At 45.3% G+C, this 20,642-nt stretch carries 18 protein-coding genes; all 18 read left to right on the plus strand.

Annotation, left to right across the window (positions count from 1 at the left end; translation table 11 throughout):
- The first annotated feature begins 81 nt into the window (after positions 1–81).
- Positions 82–1,575, plus strand: a complete 1,494-nt coding sequence (locus EV210_RS10420; RefSeq protein WP_132079658.1) for an SLC13 family permease — start codon at positions 82–84, stop codon at positions 1,573–1,575.
- A 20-nt stretch (positions 1,576–1,595) separates the two neighbouring features.
- Positions 1,596–3,356: an adenylyl-sulfate reductase subunit alpha gene (locus EV210_RS10425; RefSeq protein WP_132079661.1), complete on the plus strand. Its 1,761-nt coding sequence runs from the start codon at positions 1,596–1,598 to the stop codon at positions 3,354–3,356.
- Positions 3,357–3,369: 13 nt separating this feature from the next.
- Positions 3,370–3,669 carry a 4Fe-4S binding protein gene (locus EV210_RS10430; RefSeq protein WP_132079664.1) on the plus strand — a complete coding sequence of 100 codons (300 nt, stop codon included), beginning with the start codon at positions 3,370–3,372 and terminating at the stop codon, positions 3,667–3,669.
- Positions 3,670–3,837: 168 nt separating this feature from the next.
- Positions 3,838–4,746, plus strand: a complete 909-nt coding sequence (locus tag EV210_RS10435; protein ID WP_132079667.1) for a transposase — start codon at positions 3,838–3,840, stop codon at positions 4,744–4,746.
- A gap of 116 nt (positions 4,747–4,862) precedes the next feature.
- Positions 4,863–5,354, plus strand: coding sequence for an RNA polymerase sigma factor (locus EV210_RS10440; protein WP_243650521.1), 492 nt, complete (start codon positions 4,863–4,865; stop codon positions 5,352–5,354).
- Complete coding sequence (locus EV210_RS10445) at positions 5,347–6,234, plus strand: hypothetical protein (protein WP_132079673.1); 888 nt, start codon at positions 5,347–5,349, stop codon at positions 6,232–6,234. The genes EV210_RS10440 and EV210_RS10445 overlap by 8 nt, the downstream gene beginning before the upstream one ends.
- A 15-nt stretch (positions 6,235–6,249) precedes the next feature.
- The gene (locus EV210_RS10450) at positions 6,250–7,155 is read left to right on the plus strand and encodes an ATP-binding cassette domain-containing protein (RefSeq protein ID WP_132079677.1); all 906 of its coding nucleotides are present in this window, start codon (positions 6,250–6,252) and stop codon (positions 7,153–7,155) included.
- Positions 7,142–7,900 (plus strand): ABC transporter ATP-binding protein, encoded by a 759-nt coding sequence (locus EV210_RS10455; protein WP_243650507.1) that lies wholly within the window; start codon positions 7,142–7,144, stop codon positions 7,898–7,900. The genes EV210_RS10450 and EV210_RS10455 overlap by 14 nt, the downstream gene beginning before the upstream one ends.
- Positions 7,893–10,241, plus strand: coding sequence for an ABC transporter permease/M1 family aminopeptidase (locus tag EV210_RS10460; RefSeq protein WP_132079683.1), 2,349 nt, complete (start codon positions 7,893–7,895; stop codon positions 10,239–10,241). Before EV210_RS10455 ends, EV210_RS10460 begins: the two co-directional genes overlap by 8 nt.
- Before the next feature lie 322 nt (positions 10,242–10,563).
- Positions 10,564–11,517, plus strand: coding sequence for a glycosyltransferase family 2 protein (locus EV210_RS10465; RefSeq protein WP_132079686.1), 954 nt, complete (start codon positions 10,564–10,566; stop codon positions 11,515–11,517).
- Between the two features lie 13 nt (positions 11,518–11,530).
- Positions 11,531–12,451 carry an NAD-dependent epimerase/dehydratase family protein gene (locus tag EV210_RS10470; protein ID WP_132079689.1) on the plus strand — a complete coding sequence of 307 codons (921 nt, stop codon included), beginning with the start codon at positions 11,531–11,533 and terminating at the stop codon, positions 12,449–12,451.
- A gap of 146 nt (positions 12,452–12,597) precedes the next feature.
- Positions 12,598–14,250 carry an ArnT family glycosyltransferase gene (locus EV210_RS10475; protein ID WP_132079692.1) on the plus strand — a complete coding sequence of 551 codons (1,653 nt, stop codon included), beginning with the start codon at positions 12,598–12,600 and terminating at the stop codon, positions 14,248–14,250.
- 177 nt (positions 14,251–14,427) lie between these two features.
- Complete coding sequence (locus EV210_RS10480; protein WP_132079695.1) at positions 14,428–14,973, plus strand: dihydrofolate reductase family protein; 546 nt, start codon at positions 14,428–14,430, stop codon at positions 14,971–14,973.
- 45 nt (positions 14,974–15,018) lie between these two features.
- Complete coding sequence (locus tag EV210_RS10485; RefSeq protein WP_132079698.1) at positions 15,019–15,786, plus strand: formate/nitrite transporter family protein; 768 nt, start codon at positions 15,019–15,021, stop codon at positions 15,784–15,786.
- Between the two features lie 481 nt (positions 15,787–16,267).
- Positions 16,268–17,068 carry a dihydropteroate synthase gene (locus EV210_RS10490; protein WP_132079701.1) on the plus strand — a complete coding sequence of 267 codons (801 nt, stop codon included), beginning with the start codon at positions 16,268–16,270 and terminating at the stop codon, positions 17,066–17,068.
- 97 nt (positions 17,069–17,165) lie between these two features.
- Positions 17,166–17,855, plus strand: a complete 690-nt coding sequence (locus EV210_RS10495) for a cobalamin B12-binding domain-containing protein (RefSeq protein WP_132079704.1) — start codon at positions 17,166–17,168, stop codon at positions 17,853–17,855.
- A 154-nt stretch (positions 17,856–18,009) separates the two neighbouring features.
- Positions 18,010–18,918, plus strand: coding sequence for an AAA family ATPase (locus EV210_RS10500; RefSeq protein ID WP_243650508.1), 909 nt, complete (start codon positions 18,010–18,012; stop codon positions 18,916–18,918).
- Position 18,919: 1 nt separating this feature from the next.
- Positions 18,920–20,254 carry a vWA domain-containing protein gene (locus EV210_RS10505; RefSeq protein ID WP_132079708.1) on the plus strand — a complete coding sequence of 445 codons (1,335 nt, stop codon included), beginning with the start codon at positions 18,920–18,922 and terminating at the stop codon, positions 20,252–20,254.
- Positions 20,255–20,642 lie beyond the last annotated feature (388 nt).

The raw sequence follows: 20,642 nt of genomic DNA on the forward strand, positions 1-20,642 counted from the left end.
TAAATAATTGTCGTCTGGACGACAGCAAGTTCTGCTTTTCACATGCTACACTGAGGATAAAATTCGTTTGGAGGTGTATACATGTCCGTACAGACGCAGCTCGACCCCCAAGGAGCGGTTTATCCTTGGTATCAGCGGAATGCTTTAGCGGCAGGCCTAAATCCATGTGTGGCGATCGGGGGCTTCATTGCCGCCTGGGTCGTTTATTTTGCTATTGTCGCTCTGGTTCCCACGGTTCAGGGATTTTCTACCGCAGCGCGAGCCGTGCTGGCTACTACCGGCTGGGTGATGGTCATTTGGATTACAGACGCTCTGCCGAAAAGCATTTCGGGATTAATGATTCCCGTCATGCTTTCGATTTCCGGTGCGCTGCCCAATCCTGCTGATGCATTCAGCGGTTTTTCCAGCAATGAAGCATATTTGTGTCTAGGTGCTTTTATACTTGCAGGTGTCATGCAGGTGACGGGTGTAGACAAGCGTATTGCGCTATCCATACTGGCCAGGGTCAAACCCAAGGTTCCCAATCTGCTTAGCGGCTTTTTTCTAGCGCATGCTGTGAGTGCGCTATTTGTACCGGCAACTGTTGCCAGAGCGGGCATGTATTTGCCGATTGTCCAGGGCGTGAACCGGCTGATGGGGGAAACGCCCGAAGAGAAGAGGGTACGTAAAGCGCTGGCAATGGCAGGGATCGGCTTTGGCGCTGTTTTTGCCGCGCCGATTTTTCTTACAGGGCATATGTGCAACGTAATAATGGCCAACCTGCTCAACACCAAGGCCAATGCGGGAATATCGTGGGGCGGCTGGTTTTGGCTGCACTGTCCAATGCTGGGCATGTTTCCGCTGATGTGGTGGTGGGTGGTCAGACATTTTAAACTTGCCGGCATGGATATTGCCGGTGGAACGGCTAAAATCAAGCAGGAGAATGAGACGCTGGGGCCTGTTAATGCTGTGGAAAAAATGGTGCTTGCCTGTTTTAGCTTTGCTGTGCTGTTGTGGGCTACCGGCGATTATCACAAGATCCAGACGGGAATCGTTACCCTTATTGCTGTCTCCAGCGTTTTTATCCCCGGTTTGCTGCCGCTTGACTGGAAAAAGGTTCAGCAAAAAACCATTTGGGGCACTTGGCTGCTCCTGGCCGGCGCTCTTTGCCTGGTGACGGCTTTTAGCAAAACTGGCCTGGATAAATTCCTAGCCGCCAGAATGGTGGATTGGGTGCCGGACTGGGGCTGGCTGGGCGCGTTGCTGTTCGTCATGATTACCATTCAGATACTGCGGCTAGGCATTATCAGCAATGTCGGGGCGGTCACTCTGATGGCCCCGATTGTCTTTGCGATGGCGCCTTTGCTCAAGCTTAACTCGGTGGCGTTTACGCTGGCGGTGCTCAATGTTGATACCTACGCCATGATTTTGCCGATGGAAGTGACCGCCTGTCTGGTAGCGTACGCGTCCGATGAGTTTTCCTTCAGGGAATTTATGCAGGCTGGCACGCCGTTAACGTTGCTGGCGATTGTCTACATAGCTTTTGTCATGGTGCCCTGGTGGGCGTTTAACGGTTATCCGATGTGGCAGCCTTAAGTTGGCGGAAGGAGAAGGATATGAATAAACATGCATTAATCAAAAACCTGGAAGATATTCAGACCGAATGTCTGGAAACCGATATTCTGATTATCGGCGCGGGCAATGCCGGCTGCTTCGCGGCGATTGAAGCCAAACGGGCTGATCCGGCCTGCAAGGTGACACTGATGGAAAAGGCGCATATTGATCGCAGCGGCTGCCTGGCAGGCGGTATGGATGCTATCAACACCTATCTCAAGAAAGGCAGGACGGTCGAAGAATTCGTACGGTGGAGCCGGTCGCAAGCCGGTGGCATTATTCGTGAGGATTTAACTATGAGCATGGCGGAGTTGCTTAATAAGCCAATCGAGGAATGGGAAGAATGGGGCATGCCCATTAAATACGAGGAAGACGGCGAGGAATATAAAGCACGCGGCAAATGGGATATCACTATTTCCGGTTCGGAAATGAAACCGATCCTGGCAGCGAAGACTCGAGAGGCTGGCTGTGAGATCTTAAACCGCATTGTCGCGACAAACTACATCCTGGAGGGGGAGCGTGTGGCGGGCGCCTATGGTTTTGGCGTGCGCGACGGCAAGCTGTATGTGATTAAGGCTAAAGCCACGATCATTGCAACCGGTGGTGCGGCAGGTCTCTACAAACCCTACCAGAATGACGGGCAGGACAGCCACCATCAGCTTTGGTACTGTCCGTACAATGTGGGGACTGGTTACGCGATGGGAATTCGCAGCGGGGCGGAGATGACAACCTTTGAAATGCGATGGTGCGCCACCCGGACTAAAGACTTTAACGGACCTATTGATACTATTTCGCTTGGTTATAAGACGCCGATGATCAATGCCTCGGGTGAAAAGATACTGGAGGAGCGGTATGCTCATCTGGGTGGGGATGCGGCGCCCCGCTATATTCGGGCCAATGTCCCGATGGAAGAGTGGCGTGACGGGCGTGGACCTTGTTTTGTCGATACTACCGGTATGACTGAAGAGCAGGTTCAGGATATGAAGTATGACTACCTGAATGAACGGCCCACATTCGTACTGTTTTTAGCCAGCCGGGGCCAGGATATACGGCGGGACCCGATTGAGATTTATGGATCGGACCCTTATATTGTCGGCGGCCATACGGCAAGCGGCTACTGGGTGGACGAAAAACGAGGCACGACGCTGCCGGGCTTATTCGCCTGTGGCGATGTGGCGGGCGGTACGCCCAACAAGTTTGTCGGCGGTTGCGCGGCTGAGGGCCTGATCGCCGCCAGAGCAGCCGTCGACTATTGTCGGGCTGTGGAGCATAAGACAATCGCAGCAAGCGATATCGCGGCAGAAAGAGAGCGTGTCTTCGGGCCGCTGCTGCGCCGAAGCAATGTCGGCGACGGTGTTAAACCCGGCGAAATGGAAGAAAGACTGCAGCGGTTGATGGATGAGTACGCAGGAGGCGTGCATCAGTTTTTTCGGATGAATCGCCAGGGGCTTGCATATGCCCTGCGTCATTTGAAGATTCTCAAGGATCAGGTGCAGTTTCTGATTGCGGCCGATTGGCATGAACTCATGGAAGCGCATGAAATAATTGACCGGCTGGATGTCGCTGAAGTGCTTGTGCATCATCTGCTGTACCGGGAAGAAACCCGCTGGCCGGGCTGGCAGACACGAACCGACTATCCGGCGAAGGATGATGTCCGGTTCGATGGTTTTGTCAATTCTCGGTATGATGTTAAGACAGGGCGCGTCGAAATGTTTATGCGGCCCTATGTTCAACTGGTTTCCGGCGACAGACTTAAACCTTAGTGGAGGTGAGGCTATGCCCCCTGTAATCATAAACTCAAAATGCACTGGATGTGGCGCTTGCGAGATGATTTGCCCGGGCGATTTAATGACAGTTGCCGGTAAAAAGGCACATTGCCGCAGCAGAAGAGACTGCTGGGACTGCATGTCCTGCGTGAAGGCATGCCCGGCTCAGGCGATTGAGATTCGTATTCCTTATCAACTGGGCTATTATCCGGCTAGATTGGTGCCGGAGGTTAGGGAAAAAACGATCCTTTGGACCTGTACCGATATTAATGGTAAGGTAGAACAATTTTGCGTGAAAACGCGTAATTAACCAAAAAAGAGGCGGCGAAATCCAGTTCGGATCGCGACGCTTCTTTTTTCTGCGAATTTGGGACCAGGCTAGTCTTATGGGGTCAGGCTTGACTTATTTTAAAAATTGACTTATTTGTAATTACAGGTCATAATTATTGGCAAATATATCTCAAAAAGTGGGGTTTATATGGCGAGAAAACCAAGGATACATTATGAAAACGCTATATACCATGTTATTGCGAGAGGCAACAATCGGGAGGATATATTCTTAGATGCCGGAGATAAAGATAAGTACTTAGAACTAGTAGGTAAGTATAAACAAAAGTATGGGTTTGAACTGTTTGCCTACGTACTCATGGATAATCACGTTCATCTACTAGTCTGTATAGATCAGATACCAATATCCAAAATCATGCAGGGAATCCAACAAACATATACCCAATACTACAATAAAAAGTATCGACATATTGGACATGTATTTCAACAACGGTATAAGGCATTTTTGTGTAACAGTGACTCTTATCTTCTCTCAATTGTATGTTATATACATCAAAACCCTTGTCGGGCGAATCTGTCAGATGGCCTTAATTATAAGTGGAGCAGCCATACTAATTACCTGTTGGGGCAACGCGGTAATTCTGCAAATCCAATCGTTGTTTTACAAATGTTTAATGATGATATGGCAAAAGCAGTTAAGCAATATGGTGACCTTGTCTATCAAGAACAAAAAGAAATTCGAATTAATCAAGTTATTGGAGTTGAGGCGGGGAGGCAACATATTATTGCCGACAATTCCCCCCTTCCAGCTAAGCAAGATGAGCAGCAACCTTTTACAAAGAAAGAGCGAACCTTTGAACAAATTGCTGATAAAATAGCAGTAGATAGAGGCATATCTATCGAGCAACTATTGGGAAAATGTCGGGTTCGTAAAGTTGCTGAAGCAAGAAATGACCTAATATATCGAATTATTGAATCAAAAATGTATAGCAGAGCGGAGCTAGCGAAAAAACTAGATGTTGATGCGGCTATCGTAACGCGTGGATATGAGCGTGGTAAGGTAATACAATGCAATCTGGAAATAAGTCAAGTCGATTAAATAAGTCAAGCCTGACCCCCTAAGTACAACGGTTTCAAGTGAGGTGGCAGTAAATTATTTCTGATGAAGAACTTGCAAGGCAATTGCAGCAGGGAAACGAGACCGCATTGGAGACTATGGTTTCTCGCTACCATTCTAAGATATTTGCCTATATCTATCGGATGAGTAAAAATTACCATAGCGCTAACGATATTACCCAAGAGGTATTTATCAAAATATGCCGGAATATAAAGCAATACAACTCAGAGTTTCTTTTCAAAACGTGGATTTATACAATTGCGTCAAACACATGTAAGGATTATTTGAAAAGCGCATATGTGCAAAAAACGGTTCCTGGTTTTGAGATGGGTGATAATGTTCGGGACGATGAGGATACGCCGGAAGAATTCTTGCAGAAGCAGGATGAACGGGAGGCGATTATGGAAGTTCTAAATCAATTGGGAGATATTCACCGCGAAGTAGTTGTCCTGCGTTTTTATGAAGAATTAAAGATAGAAGAAATTGCTGTAGTATTGAATATTCCTGTGGGGACAGTTAAATCAAGGTTATCTCATGGATTGCATAATCTTAAAAAACTGCTTAAAGAGGGGGGCGAAGAACTTGGATAAATATCAAGAAATTCTTAACGAGATTGATAAGGATGAAAATGATGAAGAGATGGTTGCTGTTTTAAATAAATTATCCGAATATACCGTTCCTAAGCCTACTGCTGCGATGACCAGCAGCTTGCTCTGTAATCTCAAAGCAGCTTTGCAGGAAAATGCTAGTCATGATGATGTTCCCATTCTTAAACCTGTTGATCGAGTAGCAATAGAAAGGTCTGCCAGTGATGGCAGTCTACTCTCTGTCTTACGTCTGGTAGAAATCCAGTTGGATATTTTGAGCTGGCGGTTTATGGCAATGACCAGTTTGCTTATTTTTGCAGGCATCTTTTTAACGAACGGTGATAGAGCTGCGTTGATTTTTTTAACAAATGGAGCGCCAGTTCTAGGACTATTAACGCTTTTTTATGAGCAGAGAGCAGAGCTTTATGGTACAAATGAACTGGAAGCGTCTTGTCCTTATACACCTGCCCAATTGGCTAGTGCCAGAATTATTGTGACTTTGGGATATACGATCATTGTTTGTCTGGCTGCTACGGGGATGATCGCCCTTGCTTTTTCTGATATGCTGACCAATGAAAAAATGCTGTTATGGAAGGCTGTTTTTGCATGGCTGGCACCCATGGTGTTTTTCTTAGGTATCGCATTGGCTGTTTCTTTGCGCTTGGGCGCTATGTATGGCTGCGGAGCATCATTTATCATGTGGGTAGCGCAAATTATTTTTGAACAAAGTGATGTTGGAAAAAGTTTTATACAAATCAATCTAGTTAGAACTGGCTTGATACAGCAAGTACCAATGATACTTTTAGCGATCGGTCTCATATTGATTGCAATCTATCTACGCTATATGCGTGTCGAAAATATGGACTACTCCCAAGAGGGATAAAAGAGAGAGAAAAATATGTTAGAGCTATCTTCCATTACAAAATGTTTTAAAAAAAATTGTGTAATCCATGACATTTCCCTTTCGTTACCTAAGGGATTACATGTGATGACTGGACCTAATGGGGCGGGCAAAACGACTTTATTACGCATCCTTGCAGGAATTATTGCGCCAACAACTGGTCAAGTATCTCTTAATGGAATGTTTCTCCCTACTGACAGTGTCAGGTTTAAAGCCCATATGGGATACCTGCCTCAGCACTTTGGCATTTATCCTGAAATGACCGCGCAAGAATTTTTGCGATATTTTGCAGAATTAAAGGGGATTCCTGCTGCAGTGGCTGGTGCAAAGGTTGAAGAGGTAATGGATATTGCCCAAATTGCTTCCTTTCCTAATAAAACCTTACGGGACTGGACAAAGGGGATGCGCCAAAAGGTCGGTATCGCCCAAGGGTTATTAAACGACCCCGATCTTCTCCTTATGGATGAGCCACTGTCTGGACTTGACCCGGAAGAACGTTTTTATTTTTGCAATTTATTTTCCCGGTTAGCCTCTGAACGTATTGTCCTATTGAGTACTCATATCGTTTCAGAATTAACGGACCTGGCAAATAGCATCATGTTGTTACATAGTAAAAAACTAAAGTTTAAAGGTCCAATCTCTGCAATGATAGACACTGCCAGAAGCTTTGTTTGGGAAGCTAGTTTGTCTGAGCGCGAGTGGAATGAGAAAAAACATGAATTAATCGTCAGCAGCTTACGGGCTGATAACGGTTTGTATGAAATAAGGATCATAAGCAATGTTCGGCCGGAGCTTACGGGGGTGCGTTCTGTGGAGCCCACCTTGGAGGATGCCTATATCTATCTAGTATCCCAGGGTGACTCAACAAGCGAAAGAAATGGTATTGATAATGATAGAAATTAATCACCTCAATAAACAATACAACAACAATTGCATGGCGCTGAACGATATTACTTGCCGCATAGGCACAGGTGTATTCGGTCTCTTAGGGGAAAATGGTGCGGGGAAAAGTACCTTATTAAAGATTCTGGCAACGATGATTGAGCCTACGGGTGGTAAGGTAACAGTTAATGGCTTAGATTTATGCTCAGAGCAAGCTGTAATTCGTAAGCAATTGGGGTATTTACCCCAGGAATTTGGTTTTTACACTAGGTTGACCGGTTTTGAGATGCTCGAGTATTATGCGGTATTAAAAGGGCTAACAAATAAACAGGCAAGAACAATACAGGTGAATGAGGCCCTGGAAGTAGTAAATCTTGCAGAGGTTAGGAATAGAAGGATTTCCACTTATTCCTTTGGCATGAAACAAAGGCTGGGATTTGCACAGGCTTTATTGGGCAAACCCCAGCTTTTGATCATGGATGAACCTACAGTTGGTCTTGACCCTGTCGAACGCAATAATATCCGCAAGGTAATCATTGAACTGGGAAGGAAAATAACGATTATCTATTCTACCCATATCATTGCTGATATTGAAGCTTGTTGCTCTGAGGTTGCGGTATTACGTCAAGGAAGTTTGGTATTTCAAGGAAAACCGGATGAACTTGCTAAGCTGGCCGCAGGAATGAGTTGGCAGGTAAAAGATGCGCCTGCAAAAGACGGTTATAAGTCATTGATGGAAGCAGCGAGGCAAGAGGACGATGAATAATATAATGGCAATTGCCTTGCAAGAAATGCGAGTAGGCATAAAAGGTATTAGTTATTGGGTACTTGTAGTTATAGTCAATTGTCTCTTATTTTACTCTTTATATGAGGAGCGATTTTTTGCGCTTAAAGCCATTGCGGTTTTCTATCTGTTTTTTGTCTTTTGGAATATCGGTATGATTTCCAGGGATTGGCGCAGTGGCACGGTAGAGATTGTTAGCACACTTCCTTGTAAAGATTGGGAGTTGCTGCTAGGGAGAGCAGTAAGCAGCTTTTTGCTTTTAGGTCTGCTGGGGATGCAGATGTTTTTCGTCGTGGCGGCGATGGTACTGTTCGTTTTTCCTGCGCCAGTGCCTTTTTTTGACCTGTTAGGGAACTATTGGTTGAATTATTTGTTGATCATTATCAATTCCATATGTGTTACTTTGTTTATAGATACGATCTGTCGTTCCAATATTTTTTTAGCCGCATTGATAACCGCTATTTATCTACTAGTGAGTAGTATTCTTGATGGTGATCATAATACCTTATTGCCATATTGGTTGCCACCGGTAAATTTGGCATATAATCTGGCCGCTACAGAATTTCCTTCACAGCTTACAGGGCGCTTTCCTAAGAATGGATTTTTACCAATGGTTTTGTGCCAGCAGTTGGGGCTTTCCGCAATGTTGTTTTTAGGCAGCTATTATATTTATAGTAAGCGGCGTTCTAGGGAAAAACGGGGATTATCAACCATAGTGCTGGCAACAGCTGCCTTTGCTGTATTTTTGGCTGGTTCTCTTTCCTTCGTCCTGGAGTATAAAGCGCGCGAGCAAAGTTATCAAGAGTCTTTTAAGAATGCGGTGGCTGATGCCGGACAAGCAGCAGATCGATCAAATAGGCTGCAACCGGTTAGCTATGTAATGGATATTAATTTGAAAACAGCCCTGAATACTGTAGACTGTGATGTAAAGCTGGTTTTAAAAAACACAGGTGACAGCCAGGTACAAGAGATTCCTCTGACCTTGAAAAATTATTATGCTGTTCAGCATGTAACCGATGGCAGTGGTGAACAACTTGTTTGGGAAAGACAAGGTGACTTTGTTGCGGTGAAACTAAATGAGCCTCTTGCTGCCGGAGCCACTATGGAAATTGCTTTGCATTATTCGGGCAAAGTAGGGGAGTGGTTTACAGACTATGAGGCCCAGCCGAGGGGATTGATCAATTTTGTTTCACCGGCGATGACCTTGTTACGGTCTGGCCATGCATGGTATCCGGTTTTAGGTAAAAACCCGGTATACAACATTGCTGAGTATCAGAGCAGATGGAGTAATGAGCCTATCCAGAACTTGTCGGCGCGCAATGTCTCCCACCTGCCTGCCGCCTTTGCGATAACTGTTGAAATCGATCGGGACATGGAAGTTGTTACGGGACTACCCTTACGAGAAGGGATTGATGTATCGGAGGGAACTGGCAGAAAGTTTACTTTTTTCAGTTCGTCTGCCCAGGACGCTTTTTTGCTAGCTGCTCCTTATGTAAAAATAGCGGATCAGAGCACTAATGTGACAGCTTATTGTGCAAAACTGCATGAAGAGAACGCAAATACAATCATTACACTAGTCAAGGATCGGACCACGTTTTATGAAAACCTGATACCCCGGACGAACAAGCAATATTTGAGCGTAGTTGAGGTGCCTCAATTCTTACTGGACAGCTGGCTGGAAGAAACTGCTGAACGCAGAAAATTAGGATTGAGAAATGCTATTTTGATCTCAGAATATTTCTGGAAATTATTGCCCAACGAAGAGACAAGTGAAAAGAAATTACAAATGCTTTATTTTGAAGAGGCTGTTCTCAGTCTTTGGTGGCCGGCATTTGATACAAGCGCCCCGGGAAGTATCAGTGCCGGGATGCTTTCTTACATGTATACCTTATATAAAGAGAATGGATTAGGCAAAGCGTATTACGAGGATGTGAAACAATTTTGGCTGCAATTTAAGCCAGTGCCTAACTTGGTGGCTGGCGAGGATGGGGATAGAAGCCAGGCCGGGGGCGACAACCTGGTGGTAAAAGAGATTTTTTTAATCCTCGATGATATTAGGCAATCAGAGCTTGGTGATGAAGGTGTAAAATCCTTTATGCAAAAGATTTATGCAGAATCTGTCAACACATATGATAGAGAGCTTGGCTGGCCCGATATGCTTCACATTATGGATGATTTTGGACAGGAACTGTTACAAAAAGGTTATTCCACTCAACAAGTCAAGCGGATTATGACAGGGCCAAGGCAAAAGGCGGAAGCGATGAATTCCCAGAATTTAGTTTCTGTAGAAGAAGCAAAATCCTTTAGGTTTCGGGTTCGCTGATGAACGTTTGATGGAAGATAATAGAAAATATGCAGGTATATAGACAAGGCACTTTTGGTGTCTTGTTTTTTTTATATAAAAAATTGCCTTACTTTGAACCAAAGCAAAGTTACTCTCGTATTTATTATGGAGAGCAAGGTGGGAATAGCCACTATTAAACCATTAATCCGAACTAGATGAATTAGATAGACCTGGAGATCAGCAGACCGACGTGAGCAATTGAGGCTCGACTGGCTAGCAATGAGTCGAGTTTCAATTGCTCGTTGCTTACACGGCAGAGTGCAGGGTCTATGATTTGACGAAAGAGAGGGCGGAGATAGAAATGAAACTGATCTCAGTAGTTGTACCTGTTTTTAACGAGCAGGAGAATCTGAATGTTTTTTACCAAGAAGTCCGTAAGTATATGGAGCCTTTAGGCTATGCTTATGAATTAATTTTTATTGATGATGGCTCTAGTGATGATACTGCGGTGATTCTCGAACGCATGACCAAGCAGGATACAAAGGTTAAAGCGGTTCTTCTGGCACGAAATTTTGGGCACCAAGTGGCTTTAACCTGCGGTCTTGATTATGCGCAGGGGGATGTGGTGATCACCATGGACGGTGATCTGCAGCACCCGCCGGAGTTGTTGCCGCTTTTGCTGAGCAAATGGGAAGAAGGTTTTGAGGTCGTGCAAACCATCCGCGTAGATACAACTGGCGTCTCTTGGTTAAAGAAGTTTACCTCGAGTATGTTCTACCGGTTAATTAATAGCATGTCCGATGTTCATATCGTGGAAGGCGGATCAGACTTCCGGCTGCTCGATAGAAAGGTTGTTCAAACTTTCCGGTCTTTTAAGGAGAAAGCCCGATTTATCCGGGGGATCATTGGCGATATGGGGTATCGGCAAGCGCATGTGGAGTTTGTGGCGCCGGAACGTTTTGCCGGGAAGTCTAAGTTCTCACCCAGAAAGATGCTTTCTTTTGCCCTTGCCGGTATTACCGCTTACTCAAAACTCCCCCTGCGCGTTGCCTTTTATCTTGGCTTACTTTTTGGTGTGTTGAGTTTTGGCTTGACCCTGAATGTGGTGTACACGAAATTGTTTACCGCTGATGCTGTTCCGGGGTGGGCTACGGTCGCAGTGAGCATATTGACGCTTGGAGGCATTCAATTGGTAGGCCTCGGGATTATCGGTGAATATGTTGGTCGCATTTTTGAAGAGGTTAAGCAGCGACCGTTATACTGGGTCAGTGCTGAATTCAAAAGTGGTACGGAAAAAATCAAGTTGCAGCAGTGAGAGGAGAGCAGAAATGAAAGTATTAGTAACAGGGGGAGCCGGTTTTATAGGCTCACACATTGTTGACTTATTGCTTCAATCGGATATACAGGTAACAATTCTGGACAATTTGAGCACCGGGGCATTTCGCAATATCAATCCGGGGGCTGTTTTTCTGAAAAAGGACATTCGGGATGCGGATCTTACGGAGTTGCTGGCAAGCGAGCGATTTGATTATGTTGTGCATCAAGCCGCGCAAACAACGGTAGCTAATTCGCTGAAAGATCCCTATTACGATTGTGATGTGAATATTCGTGGATTCATTAATTTGCTTGAAGCAAGCCGGTTGACGGGAGTAAAGCGAATTGTTTCCGCATCAAGTGCGGCCATTTATGGCGATACTGCCGTTTTACCGATTCATGAGGACTGCAAGAAGCGACCGATTTCTTTTTATGGTGAAAGCAAGTTGACAGGGGAACATTATCTGAATTTATATTATAAAAACTTTGGGCTAGAGTATGTTGCATTGCGCTATGCCAACGTGTATGGGGAGCGCCAGGGTGATAGCGGTGAAGGTGGCGTGATCAGTATATTTTTAAATCGATTGCTTGCTGGTCCGGGGCTAACCGTATATGGCGATGGAAAGCAGACCCGGGATTTTATTTATGTGAAAGATATAGCGGCAGCAAATTATAAGGCGTTATTTTCCCAGTCAGCAAACCGCAGCTATAATATCAGCACGATGAAGGAGACCAGCCTTCAGGAGCTGCTTGAACTGCTCATGCAAATCGCTGGAAAACAGCCCGAGGTGATTCGCCATGCGGCGCGGGACAACGATATACGACGTTCGGTATTGAACAATCAGGCTGCAGTTAATGAACTTCATTGGCAGCCGGCTTATACGCTAAAGGACGGCTTATGTTCAATGCTGCGTGCTTTGCAGCACCGAAGGTGAAGAATGATTTTTTCACTGTTTTGTGATGGAAATTGTGTCCATTATTACGTCTGCCTCGGCAGCATGGACGACGGACAAGCTCCGATTAATGTTGAAAAATTTAATTAATGAAAACAAGTTGCTATTATTAGAGAGGATTTATGACAATGAAAATAGTTAATGCTATAAACAAACTTGTAACTTCCCCAAAAAACTATTGGGGCCTATTTCTGATTTCATTTTTGGGCTATATGTTTTTTAACCAAGCTATACCCATCACCGATCCGGTAGAATCGAACTATGCGCTTACAGCGAAAGAAATGGTGCTGTCAGGGGACTGGGTGTCACCAAGGATCTATGGAAATGTCTGGTTTGATAAGCCTATATTCTTTTACTGGCTTACGGCCTTATCCTTTCAACTCTTTGGATTTTCTGAGTGGGCAGCTCGGCTGGCGCCTGCTTTGTTTGCTGCTGTGGGAGTAGTGCTGCTGTATTGGTTTGCAAGCAAGACCGTAACACGAAGGTCCGCATTATTAGCAGCGCTGATTATGGGAACATCCTTCGAGTATATAGTACTGGCTAAACTAGTGATTACCGATATGGTGTTCTTTGTGTTTAATTGCGCAGCTCTGGGATTTTTTTATCTGGGGTATGTAAAGATGGATGGCACCAAACGATGGTATCTGGCTGCCTATGTGAGTATGGCGCTGGCTGTATTGACGAAAGGGCCGATTGGCGTTCTGCTGCCTGCTTTAGTCATGCTGTTAGTGATTATGGTGCAGCGCAATTGGACGGAACTTAAAGAAATGTATCTGCTGACAGGAGTTTTGCTCTTTGCCATTGTGGCACTGCCCTGGTACGCTGCCATGTATACCTTGCACGGCATGGAGTTTATCAATAACTTTTTCGGTGTTCATAATTATCTGCGGGCAACCGTTTCCGAACATCCGAAAGATAATGTGAGCTACTATTACCTTGCTGTATTTTTGCTCAGTATGCTGCCTTGGTCTGCTCTGGCCATCAAAGCTTTGGTCCAAGGATATAAAGAGTTGCGTTCCCGGAAGTCTCCTCTGCTGTTGTTTCTTTTCTTGTGGATAGCTGCTTATTTGGGCTTTTATTCGCTAATGGCCACTAAATATCTGACCTATACGTTTCCCATCCTCTTTCCCGTGGCAATCCTAACAGCTAGTCAACTGGAGCGGATGCTGGCACAGGGACAAACGAAGGAACTTTTCTACTGGATAGGGGTTCCTGTGGCCTTGCTCATGGTTGGTTATATGGCAGCAGCTCATCGCTATCTGGCGGGATGGGAACTTGGCCTGGCTACAGGCAGTCTCCTACTGTTTCTGGTGTTCAGCGTGTGGAATGCAAGCAACCGGACTGCAGTCGATGTTTTTAAATTGCTTTGTCTGTGCCAAGCGGGGTCATATATCATCCTTTCCCTGTTTCTATTTCCTATCATAGCGGAAAGCCGGTCAGGAAAAGAGATGGCTAAAAGTATGGTCGACCTTAGAATGGAGAAGATAGGGATATATCAGTTTTACAGTACTTCGGCGGTTTTTTATAGCGGCAAGGTTGCAGTCAAGCTTACTCCGCGAAGTGAAGTGAATTTCCGTGAGGAAGAAGAGCTGGACTGGTCAAGCAAATACACCATGCCGACCCAGGGGATAGCTGACTTTGGGGAGAAGCCCCCGTTATCTGATCGTCTGATCATCGTGAGAGATAAGCAAAGAGAGCAGTTCCTGCCGGAGGCGGCGAAGTTTAATTATCAGCTGCTAAAAAATAGTAAAGGCTTTTCTTATTATTTTATTAGGGAATAGGAGATTTTGCTGATAATCGTTGGTTGCAGCAAAGCTACTGAAGTAGTTACTTGCAGCTAAGTATTGGACTTAACGAAAAGATGTGCGATAATAAATTTTGGTTAGCTAAATGTTGATGTAACGATTAGCAAATCAATGCTTGCTGCTACAGCAGCAAGGCTAGGGAGGCTTATTTAGATGCGAAAAGTAATTTTAGATTTGGCGGTAACCTTAGACGGGTTTATAGAGGGGCCAAATGGGGAAATAGATTGGTGTATCATGGATGAGGAAATGGCCTTTGAGCAGTTTCTAAGTGAAATAGACACAATCCTGTATGGGAGAAAAAGCTACGAATTATGGGGCGAATATACCCCTGATGATCATGCTTCTGAGAATGAACAGCAAATTTGGACACTGGTTCATAGCAAAAAGAAAATCATATTTTCTACCACATGCAAAGATCCAAGTGGTAAGGTACAATATATTAATAGCAATATCGAAGCGGAAATAAGAAAGCTCAAGCAGGGGCATGGTAAAGATGTATGGCTTTATGGCGGAGCAAGCTTAATTTCCACGTTTATCAATCTTGGGTTGGTGGATGAGTATCGCCTGTCTGTACACCCGGTTGTGCTGGGCGCTGGCAAACCCTTATTCGAAAGTTTGCGTGAGCGGCTCAGCCTTGGGCTTACGGATGTGCGAAGGTACAGTTCGGGAGTGGTCCAATTGGTGTACCGAGCAAGGTAGCCTATTTATGGGTCTGTGATGGAATAGTGAAGGTGGATAAATTGCATGTATTACGAGGAAATTACCAAAGTAGCGACCTCGGCGCAAGCCAAGATTGATTTGTTAAGAGCAGGCAAAGCGAAATACATCCTATCCTCGGCTTTGGCCGGGATGTATGTGGGCTTTGGAATCTTATTGATCTTTACGATTGGAGGATTATTGTCGCAGGGGCAAGTACCGATCGTTAGAATTGTTATGGGACTTTGTTTTGGTATTGCTCTGAGTCTTGTTATCATGGCTGGCTCGGAGCTTTTTACCGGGAACCACATGGTGATGACAATTGGGCAGCTAGAGAAAAAAGTAGCAGCCCACGAAGTCCTTGCGATTTATTTTTTTAGTTTTGCCGGTAATCTCATTGGGGCAGTGTTTTTAGCAGGACTCTTTGCTTATTCGGGGCTGATTAGTGGTAGTACGGGGGCTTTTATTGTAAAGACGGCGCAGATGAAGATGGCGCTGCCGTGGGACCAGCTTTTGCTGAGGGGAATTTTGTGCAATACGCTGGTCTGCCTGGCAGTATGGTGCTCTTTTCGAATGAAGGAAGAGACGGGAAAATTAATTATGGTGTTTTGGTGTTTGTTTGCTTTTATTACAACAGGCTTTGAACACAGCATAGCGAACATGACGCTGCTGGCGGCGGCGCTATTTGTTCCAGATAGTGTGGGCGTATCTCTGAATGGTTTCGCCTATAATCTTTTCTGGGTCACAGTAGGCAACTTCATCGGCGGGACACTATTGGTAGCACTTCCTTATTGGTATATTGCAAAGAAAAGTTAATAAACCGAAGGCGACCACCACAGGCTTGGCCGTCAATAAGAAGGGCATGACATTAATTCTATGGGGTCAGGCTTGACTTATTTGATAATTGACTTATTTACGTAGTTCATAGTTACTCTCAAAAAAATGAGCAGCAGCTTAGCAAGAACTGTACTGATATATCAAGTTGTGGAATTAAATCTATTACCAAAGCTGGGCTAGCGTTAAATACTGATTCGGCCATCGCAACGCGTGGATATGAGCGTGGAAAGGTACTACAATGTAATTTGAAAATAAATCAAGCCAATTAAATAAGTCAAGCCTGACCCCGTCTAGTTGGCACCGAGAGCTTGCGTTCGTGCACAAAAATACTACTTGACAACCATACTTTTAATTGATAGAATTTTCACGAAATGATATGTGAATGTTTTAACAAACTATTGTTTGGGAAAATGCAAACCTCCTTTGAAATCAATTTTTTTCGCTAAAGAAGGAATTGTTTTTGTATATTATCGGAGAAAGAATTAATAGTAGTACTCGCGCCATTGCGTCGGCAATTGCAGAACAGAATAAACATTTTATACAGCAAATAGCCATTGATCAGATTGAGGCAGGAGCCCACAGCATAGACCTTAACGCAGGAACGTTTGGTGAAAGGGAGGCTCCTCTTTTGGCTTGGCTGGCGGAATGTGTGCAAGAAGCAACCGCTGTACCGCTATGTATTGATAGTCCTAATCCAATCGCCTTGGAGCAGGCTTTAGCTGTGACTCGCCAAAAACCAATTGTCAATTCAATTACCTTGGAGAATATCCGGTATAAAGAGTTAATACCGCTTATTACATACTATAAGACTTCTGTTATCGCGTTGTGTCTTGATGATACCGGTATATCGGCAAAGGCGGAGCGGCGTTTTGAAATTGCTTGCCGGCTCGTGGATAAGTTATCGAATGATGGGGTGGATCTCAGGGATATATATCTTGATGTTATGGCTCAGCCGATTGGATCGGATAGCGGATCGGGCAGAGTGCTATTGGATACTGTCAGGGCGGTTAAGGAAGGAATTCCCGGGGTTCATATCTGTTGCGGATTAAGCAATGTATCTTTCGGTTTGCCTCACAGACGTTTATTAAATCAGGCTCTCGCCGTTGCGCTTGTAACCTGCGGCATCGATACGTTGATTGCGGATCCTCTTGATCAAAAGCTAATGGCACTATTGGGGGCCGCAAAAGTCATAGCAGGATCGGATAAGTATTGTTGCCAATATATAAAAGAATATAGGGACGGAAGACTGTTAAAGGCCTAGCCGGAGGACTGTGTTTTGGTGTGATGCCTTTCGTTGAACCGGAGTCGAACGGTGGTTTGTAAAGGTATTTCAAGTTTGAATTTAGGGAGGTGGAAGTGTGCAGAACTTTGATCTCGTTCAAGCTTTGACTGAGTTGGATGAAAATGCGGTGTTGCTGGAGGTTCAGGCACAACTTGCTAAGGGCGTTCCCACCATGGAAATTCTTATTCAGCTCCAGCAAGGGATGGAACAGGTCGGAAAACGCTATGAGTCAGGTGATTACTTTTTAGCGGAGCTTATTATGTCAGCCGACATCTTTTCCAGTGCTGCCGCTTTGATGGAAACTTTCTTCACTTCAGGCTGTGAGTCCAAAGCAATCGGTACGATGGTTATCGGAACGGTAAAGGACGATATTCATGATATTGGTAAAAATATTGTTTCCGCGATTCTAAGCTGTAGTGGAATTAAAGTTGTCGATCTAGGAGTCGATGTTGCCACAGCAACTTTCGTGAAAGCGGTTAAGATGAATAAGCCGCAAACGGTCGGGTTATGTTGCCTGCTTACTACAGCATTTGATGCAATGAAAGAAACGGTTTCTGCGGTGAAGGCGGTGGACCCGTCCATAAAAGTCCTAATCGGCGGTGGTCCGGTAGATGAAAAGGTAGCTCAATATTGCGGTGCCGACAAATATTGTAGAAACGCTTATGCCGCTGTAAGCGCCGCCCGCAAAAGCATCAGCCCGGTCGTGGGGTCAAAACCGGCAAAGCAGGCGATCAGCACCAACCTTGGGAGCGGTCTTTCTTGCTGAGCCCGGAAAATGATGGATTGTCGATCAGACAATAAGAAGGGACGCATCTCTATCAAGATGGAGCGTCCCTTCTTTTAGCATCACGTTATATCTGCCAGTATAGTTATTCTCTTTTAACGGTATTCGGAAGTGTTTATAGCAAATTAAAGGGAGGATGATGATGGAAATCAGTCTGCAAGGATTGAAGGAGGCTTTTCAGGACAACTGCTATATTGCCGAAGACGAGGTCATTATGACCGTATACTGGGCGCTCAAGCTGGGGAAACCGCTTTTGATAGAGGGCGAGCCTGGTGTGGGAAAAACGGAAGTCGCCAAGGTGTTAAGTTCAGTCTTTGCGACCGAGCTGATCCGGCTGCAATGCTATGAGGGGCTGGATGAGAGCCGGGCGCTGTATGAATGGAATTATCAGCGCCAATTGCTAAAAATACAGCTTCAGAAAGATTGTCTAACAGACAGTAGTGAAAAGGATTTGTTTGATCGCGAATATTTACTGGAACGGCCTTTACTGAAAGCGATAACAGTCTCGCGAAGACCAGTACTGCTGATCGATGAGATTGATAAAACTGATGAACAATTTGAGGCGTTTCTGTTTGAACTGCTATCGGAGTATCAGGTAACGATACCCGAATGGGGGACTATCAAGGCGAAGCATGTACCGATCGTCGTTCTGACCAGCAATCATGATCGCGATCTTTCTGACGGCCTGCGCCGCCGGTGTGTTTATTTGTACCTTGAGTATCCCTCGATACAGAAGGAAACCTTAATTTTGGCAAAGAAAGTTCCTGGGCTTGGCCCCAAGTTAGCTCACGAGATTGCGACCGCTCTCCAGTTCATTCGCCGGTTTCCTGAATTGGAGAAGAAGCCGGCAATTGCGGAGAGTCTCGATTGGGCTCGGGCTTTGGTGATGATGGGGACGGATGCTCTTGATGAAACCGCCGTCAACAATACGCTGGGGCTTATTTTTAAGCACGGGGCGGACCTCCGGCACTTCAAAGATAAAGGCGGCACGGAGGAACTTTGCATGCAAATAAGGGAATGCCCGCAAGGTGAAGCGAGGGGTTAAAGTGAATGCGGCAAAGCGGCTTGTTGAATTTTGCCATGTCCTAAGAGGGCTGGGGGTCCGGGTAAGCACGTCGGAAATGCTGGACGCGGCCGAAGCTTTACTGCAGGAAGACTGGGCAGATCCGCAGCATATAAGGGCTGCATTACAGGCGACCTTAATAAAAAGGCATGAAGATATACCGGTCTTCCGTCAGGCCTTTGTCGCTTTTTTTCTGGAATCCAAGCAACAGCCACCACCGGCCGGGGAACAGACCAGCGGTCAGCCGGTACAACGGAGGGGGAAGGCTGACGAATTGACCTTCCAGGGCCATGAATTAAATATATCCGGTGAGCTACGCCAGGTGTACCAGCAAATGGCGCCCCAGGACCGGCAACGATTGTGCTCGTTTTTGGAAAAGACATCCGGCGGAAACAACATTGAGTTAAATTTTAAACATGTAGTTGAAAAAGTTGTCGTTGGTTCATTGGAGTATTGGCGGCGCCAGTTAGCGGCAGAGGAAGAAGCGGCGTTTCCGGTGCGGTTATGCGGTGAGCCTATTATCGATCAAACAGTGGAAAAGGCGGCGCGGTGTCTGGAAGCTGAAATGCAGACACTGCTGCACAAAGATATGCGACGAATCGGGGAACAGGACCTTCCACTTGTCCGGCGCTTAATCAAACAGTTGGCGAAAGAATTGTCCAGTCAACTGTCCCGGCGATATCATAAGACCCATTTTGCCGAACGAATTGATCTGAGACGGACGATTCGCGATAATACCCGTTACGGCGGCACTATGCTGCAGCTAAAATATAAGGCGGCCAAGCGGACGAAGCCCAATATTCTGTTATTATGTGACGTTTCCGGCTCGATGGCCCAGTATGCAGTTTTTGTACTCCAGTTCATATACGGGCTGTCCAGTCTTGTTGATCAGATTGAAAGCTTTATTTTTGCCGAAGACCTTGAACGGATGACCGTCAAATTCCAAAAGAAACAACCCTTTGCTGAGCTTATGAGTGAAATGATGGCCCAAAGCGGGCAATGGGGAAAAGGCACTGATCTATCGAAGAGCTTATCAACATTGTGCAAAGACCATCGAAAAGTGCTGCGTCCTTCGATGGTCGTCATTATCGTAAGCGATGCAAAAACGATGAAAAGTGAGGCCGCCATAAGCGAATTGGCAGTATTGAACAAAAAAGTGCGAAATATTATCTGGCTGAATACCCTGCCTAGCAGCGAATGGTCCCGCCATAAAACAATAGGATTTTTTCAGAAATATTCCCATATGGTGGCTTGCAGTACCCTCGGCGATTTGGCAAATATCATTCGATCGCAAATATTTCATCTAAAATCGCTCTAATGGTTGCCGAAAGTTTCTGCTCAAAAAAAAATATATTTTTAAGAATGTTCTGACAGGAATTTCTACTGTAATTTGCGAAGTTGTATATACATATAGATAAGAGAGGCTGTACATTAACTTATAAAAGAAGAGGCATCAGAAAACGGAGTTAATGCTTTTTATCAACGTGGCTGCTGGCATCGCCCTCGTTTCACAGGCGTCTCCCATGGCACAGAAAAGTTCAATTCGGGAGTTCGTCTTTTCGACGCAAATGGTTTTTTTTCGCTGAATAAGTTAAAAATTTCACAATAAACACAGAGAAATGACGGCCGGCAGATGATCAAGGCATAGTAAAACATAAACGGAATGAGGTGAGGCTGTTACAAGACCCGATGTATATACGTCTATA

The sequence above is a fragment of the Anaerospora hongkongensis genome (genome assembly GCF_004339805.1).
Lineage (GTDB): Bacteria > Bacillota > Negativicutes > Sporomusales > DSM-15969 > Anaerospora > Anaerospora hongkongensis.

Excerpts from the sequence above, each read along its gene's own strand:
- EV210_RS10470 (WP_132079689.1), top strand. The coding sequence starts at position 11,531 with ATGAAAGTATTAGTAACAGGGGGAGCCGGTTTTATAGGCTCACACATT.
- EV210_RS10420 (WP_132079658.1), top strand. The coding sequence starts at position 82 with ATGTCCGTACAGACGCAGCTCGACCCCCAAGGAGCGGTTTATCCTTGG.
- EV210_RS10465 (WP_132079686.1), top strand. The coding sequence starts at position 10,564 with ATGAAACTGATCTCAGTAGTTGTACCTGTTTTTAACGAGCAGGAGAAT.
- EV210_RS10480 (WP_132079695.1), top strand. The coding sequence starts at position 14,428 with ATGCGAAAAGTAATTTTAGATTTGGCGGTAACCTTAGACGGGTTTATA.
- EV210_RS10455 (WP_243650507.1), top strand. The coding sequence starts at position 7,142 with ATGATAGAAATTAATCACCTCAATAAACAATACAACAACAATTGCATG.
- EV210_RS10435 (WP_132079667.1), top strand. The coding sequence starts at position 3,838 with ATGGCGAGAAAACCAAGGATACATTATGAAAACGCTATATACCATGTT.
- EV210_RS10440 (WP_243650521.1), top strand. The coding sequence starts at position 4,863 with ATGGTTTCTCGCTACCATTCTAAGATATTTGCCTATATCTATCGGATG.
- EV210_RS10475 (WP_132079692.1), top strand. The coding sequence starts at position 12,598 with ATGAAAATAGTTAATGCTATAAACAAACTTGTAACTTCCCCAAAAAAC.
- EV210_RS10430 (WP_132079664.1), top strand. The coding sequence starts at position 3,370 with ATGCCCCCTGTAATCATAAACTCAAAATGCACTGGATGTGGCGCTTGC.
- EV210_RS10460 (WP_132079683.1), top strand. The coding sequence starts at position 7,893 with ATGAATAATATAATGGCAATTGCCTTGCAAGAAATGCGAGTAGGCATA.
- EV210_RS10485 (WP_132079698.1), top strand. The coding sequence starts at position 15,019 with ATGTATTACGAGGAAATTACCAAAGTAGCGACCTCGGCGCAAGCCAAG.
- EV210_RS10500 (WP_243650508.1), top strand. The coding sequence starts at position 18,010 with ATGATGATGGAAATCAGTCTGCAAGGATTGAAGGAGGCTTTTCAGGAC.
- EV210_RS10425 (WP_132079661.1), top strand. The coding sequence starts at position 1,596 with ATGAATAAACATGCATTAATCAAAAACCTGGAAGATATTCAGACCGAA.
- EV210_RS10450 (WP_132079677.1), top strand. The coding sequence starts at position 6,250 with ATGTTAGAGCTATCTTCCATTACAAAATGTTTTAAAAAAAATTGTGTA.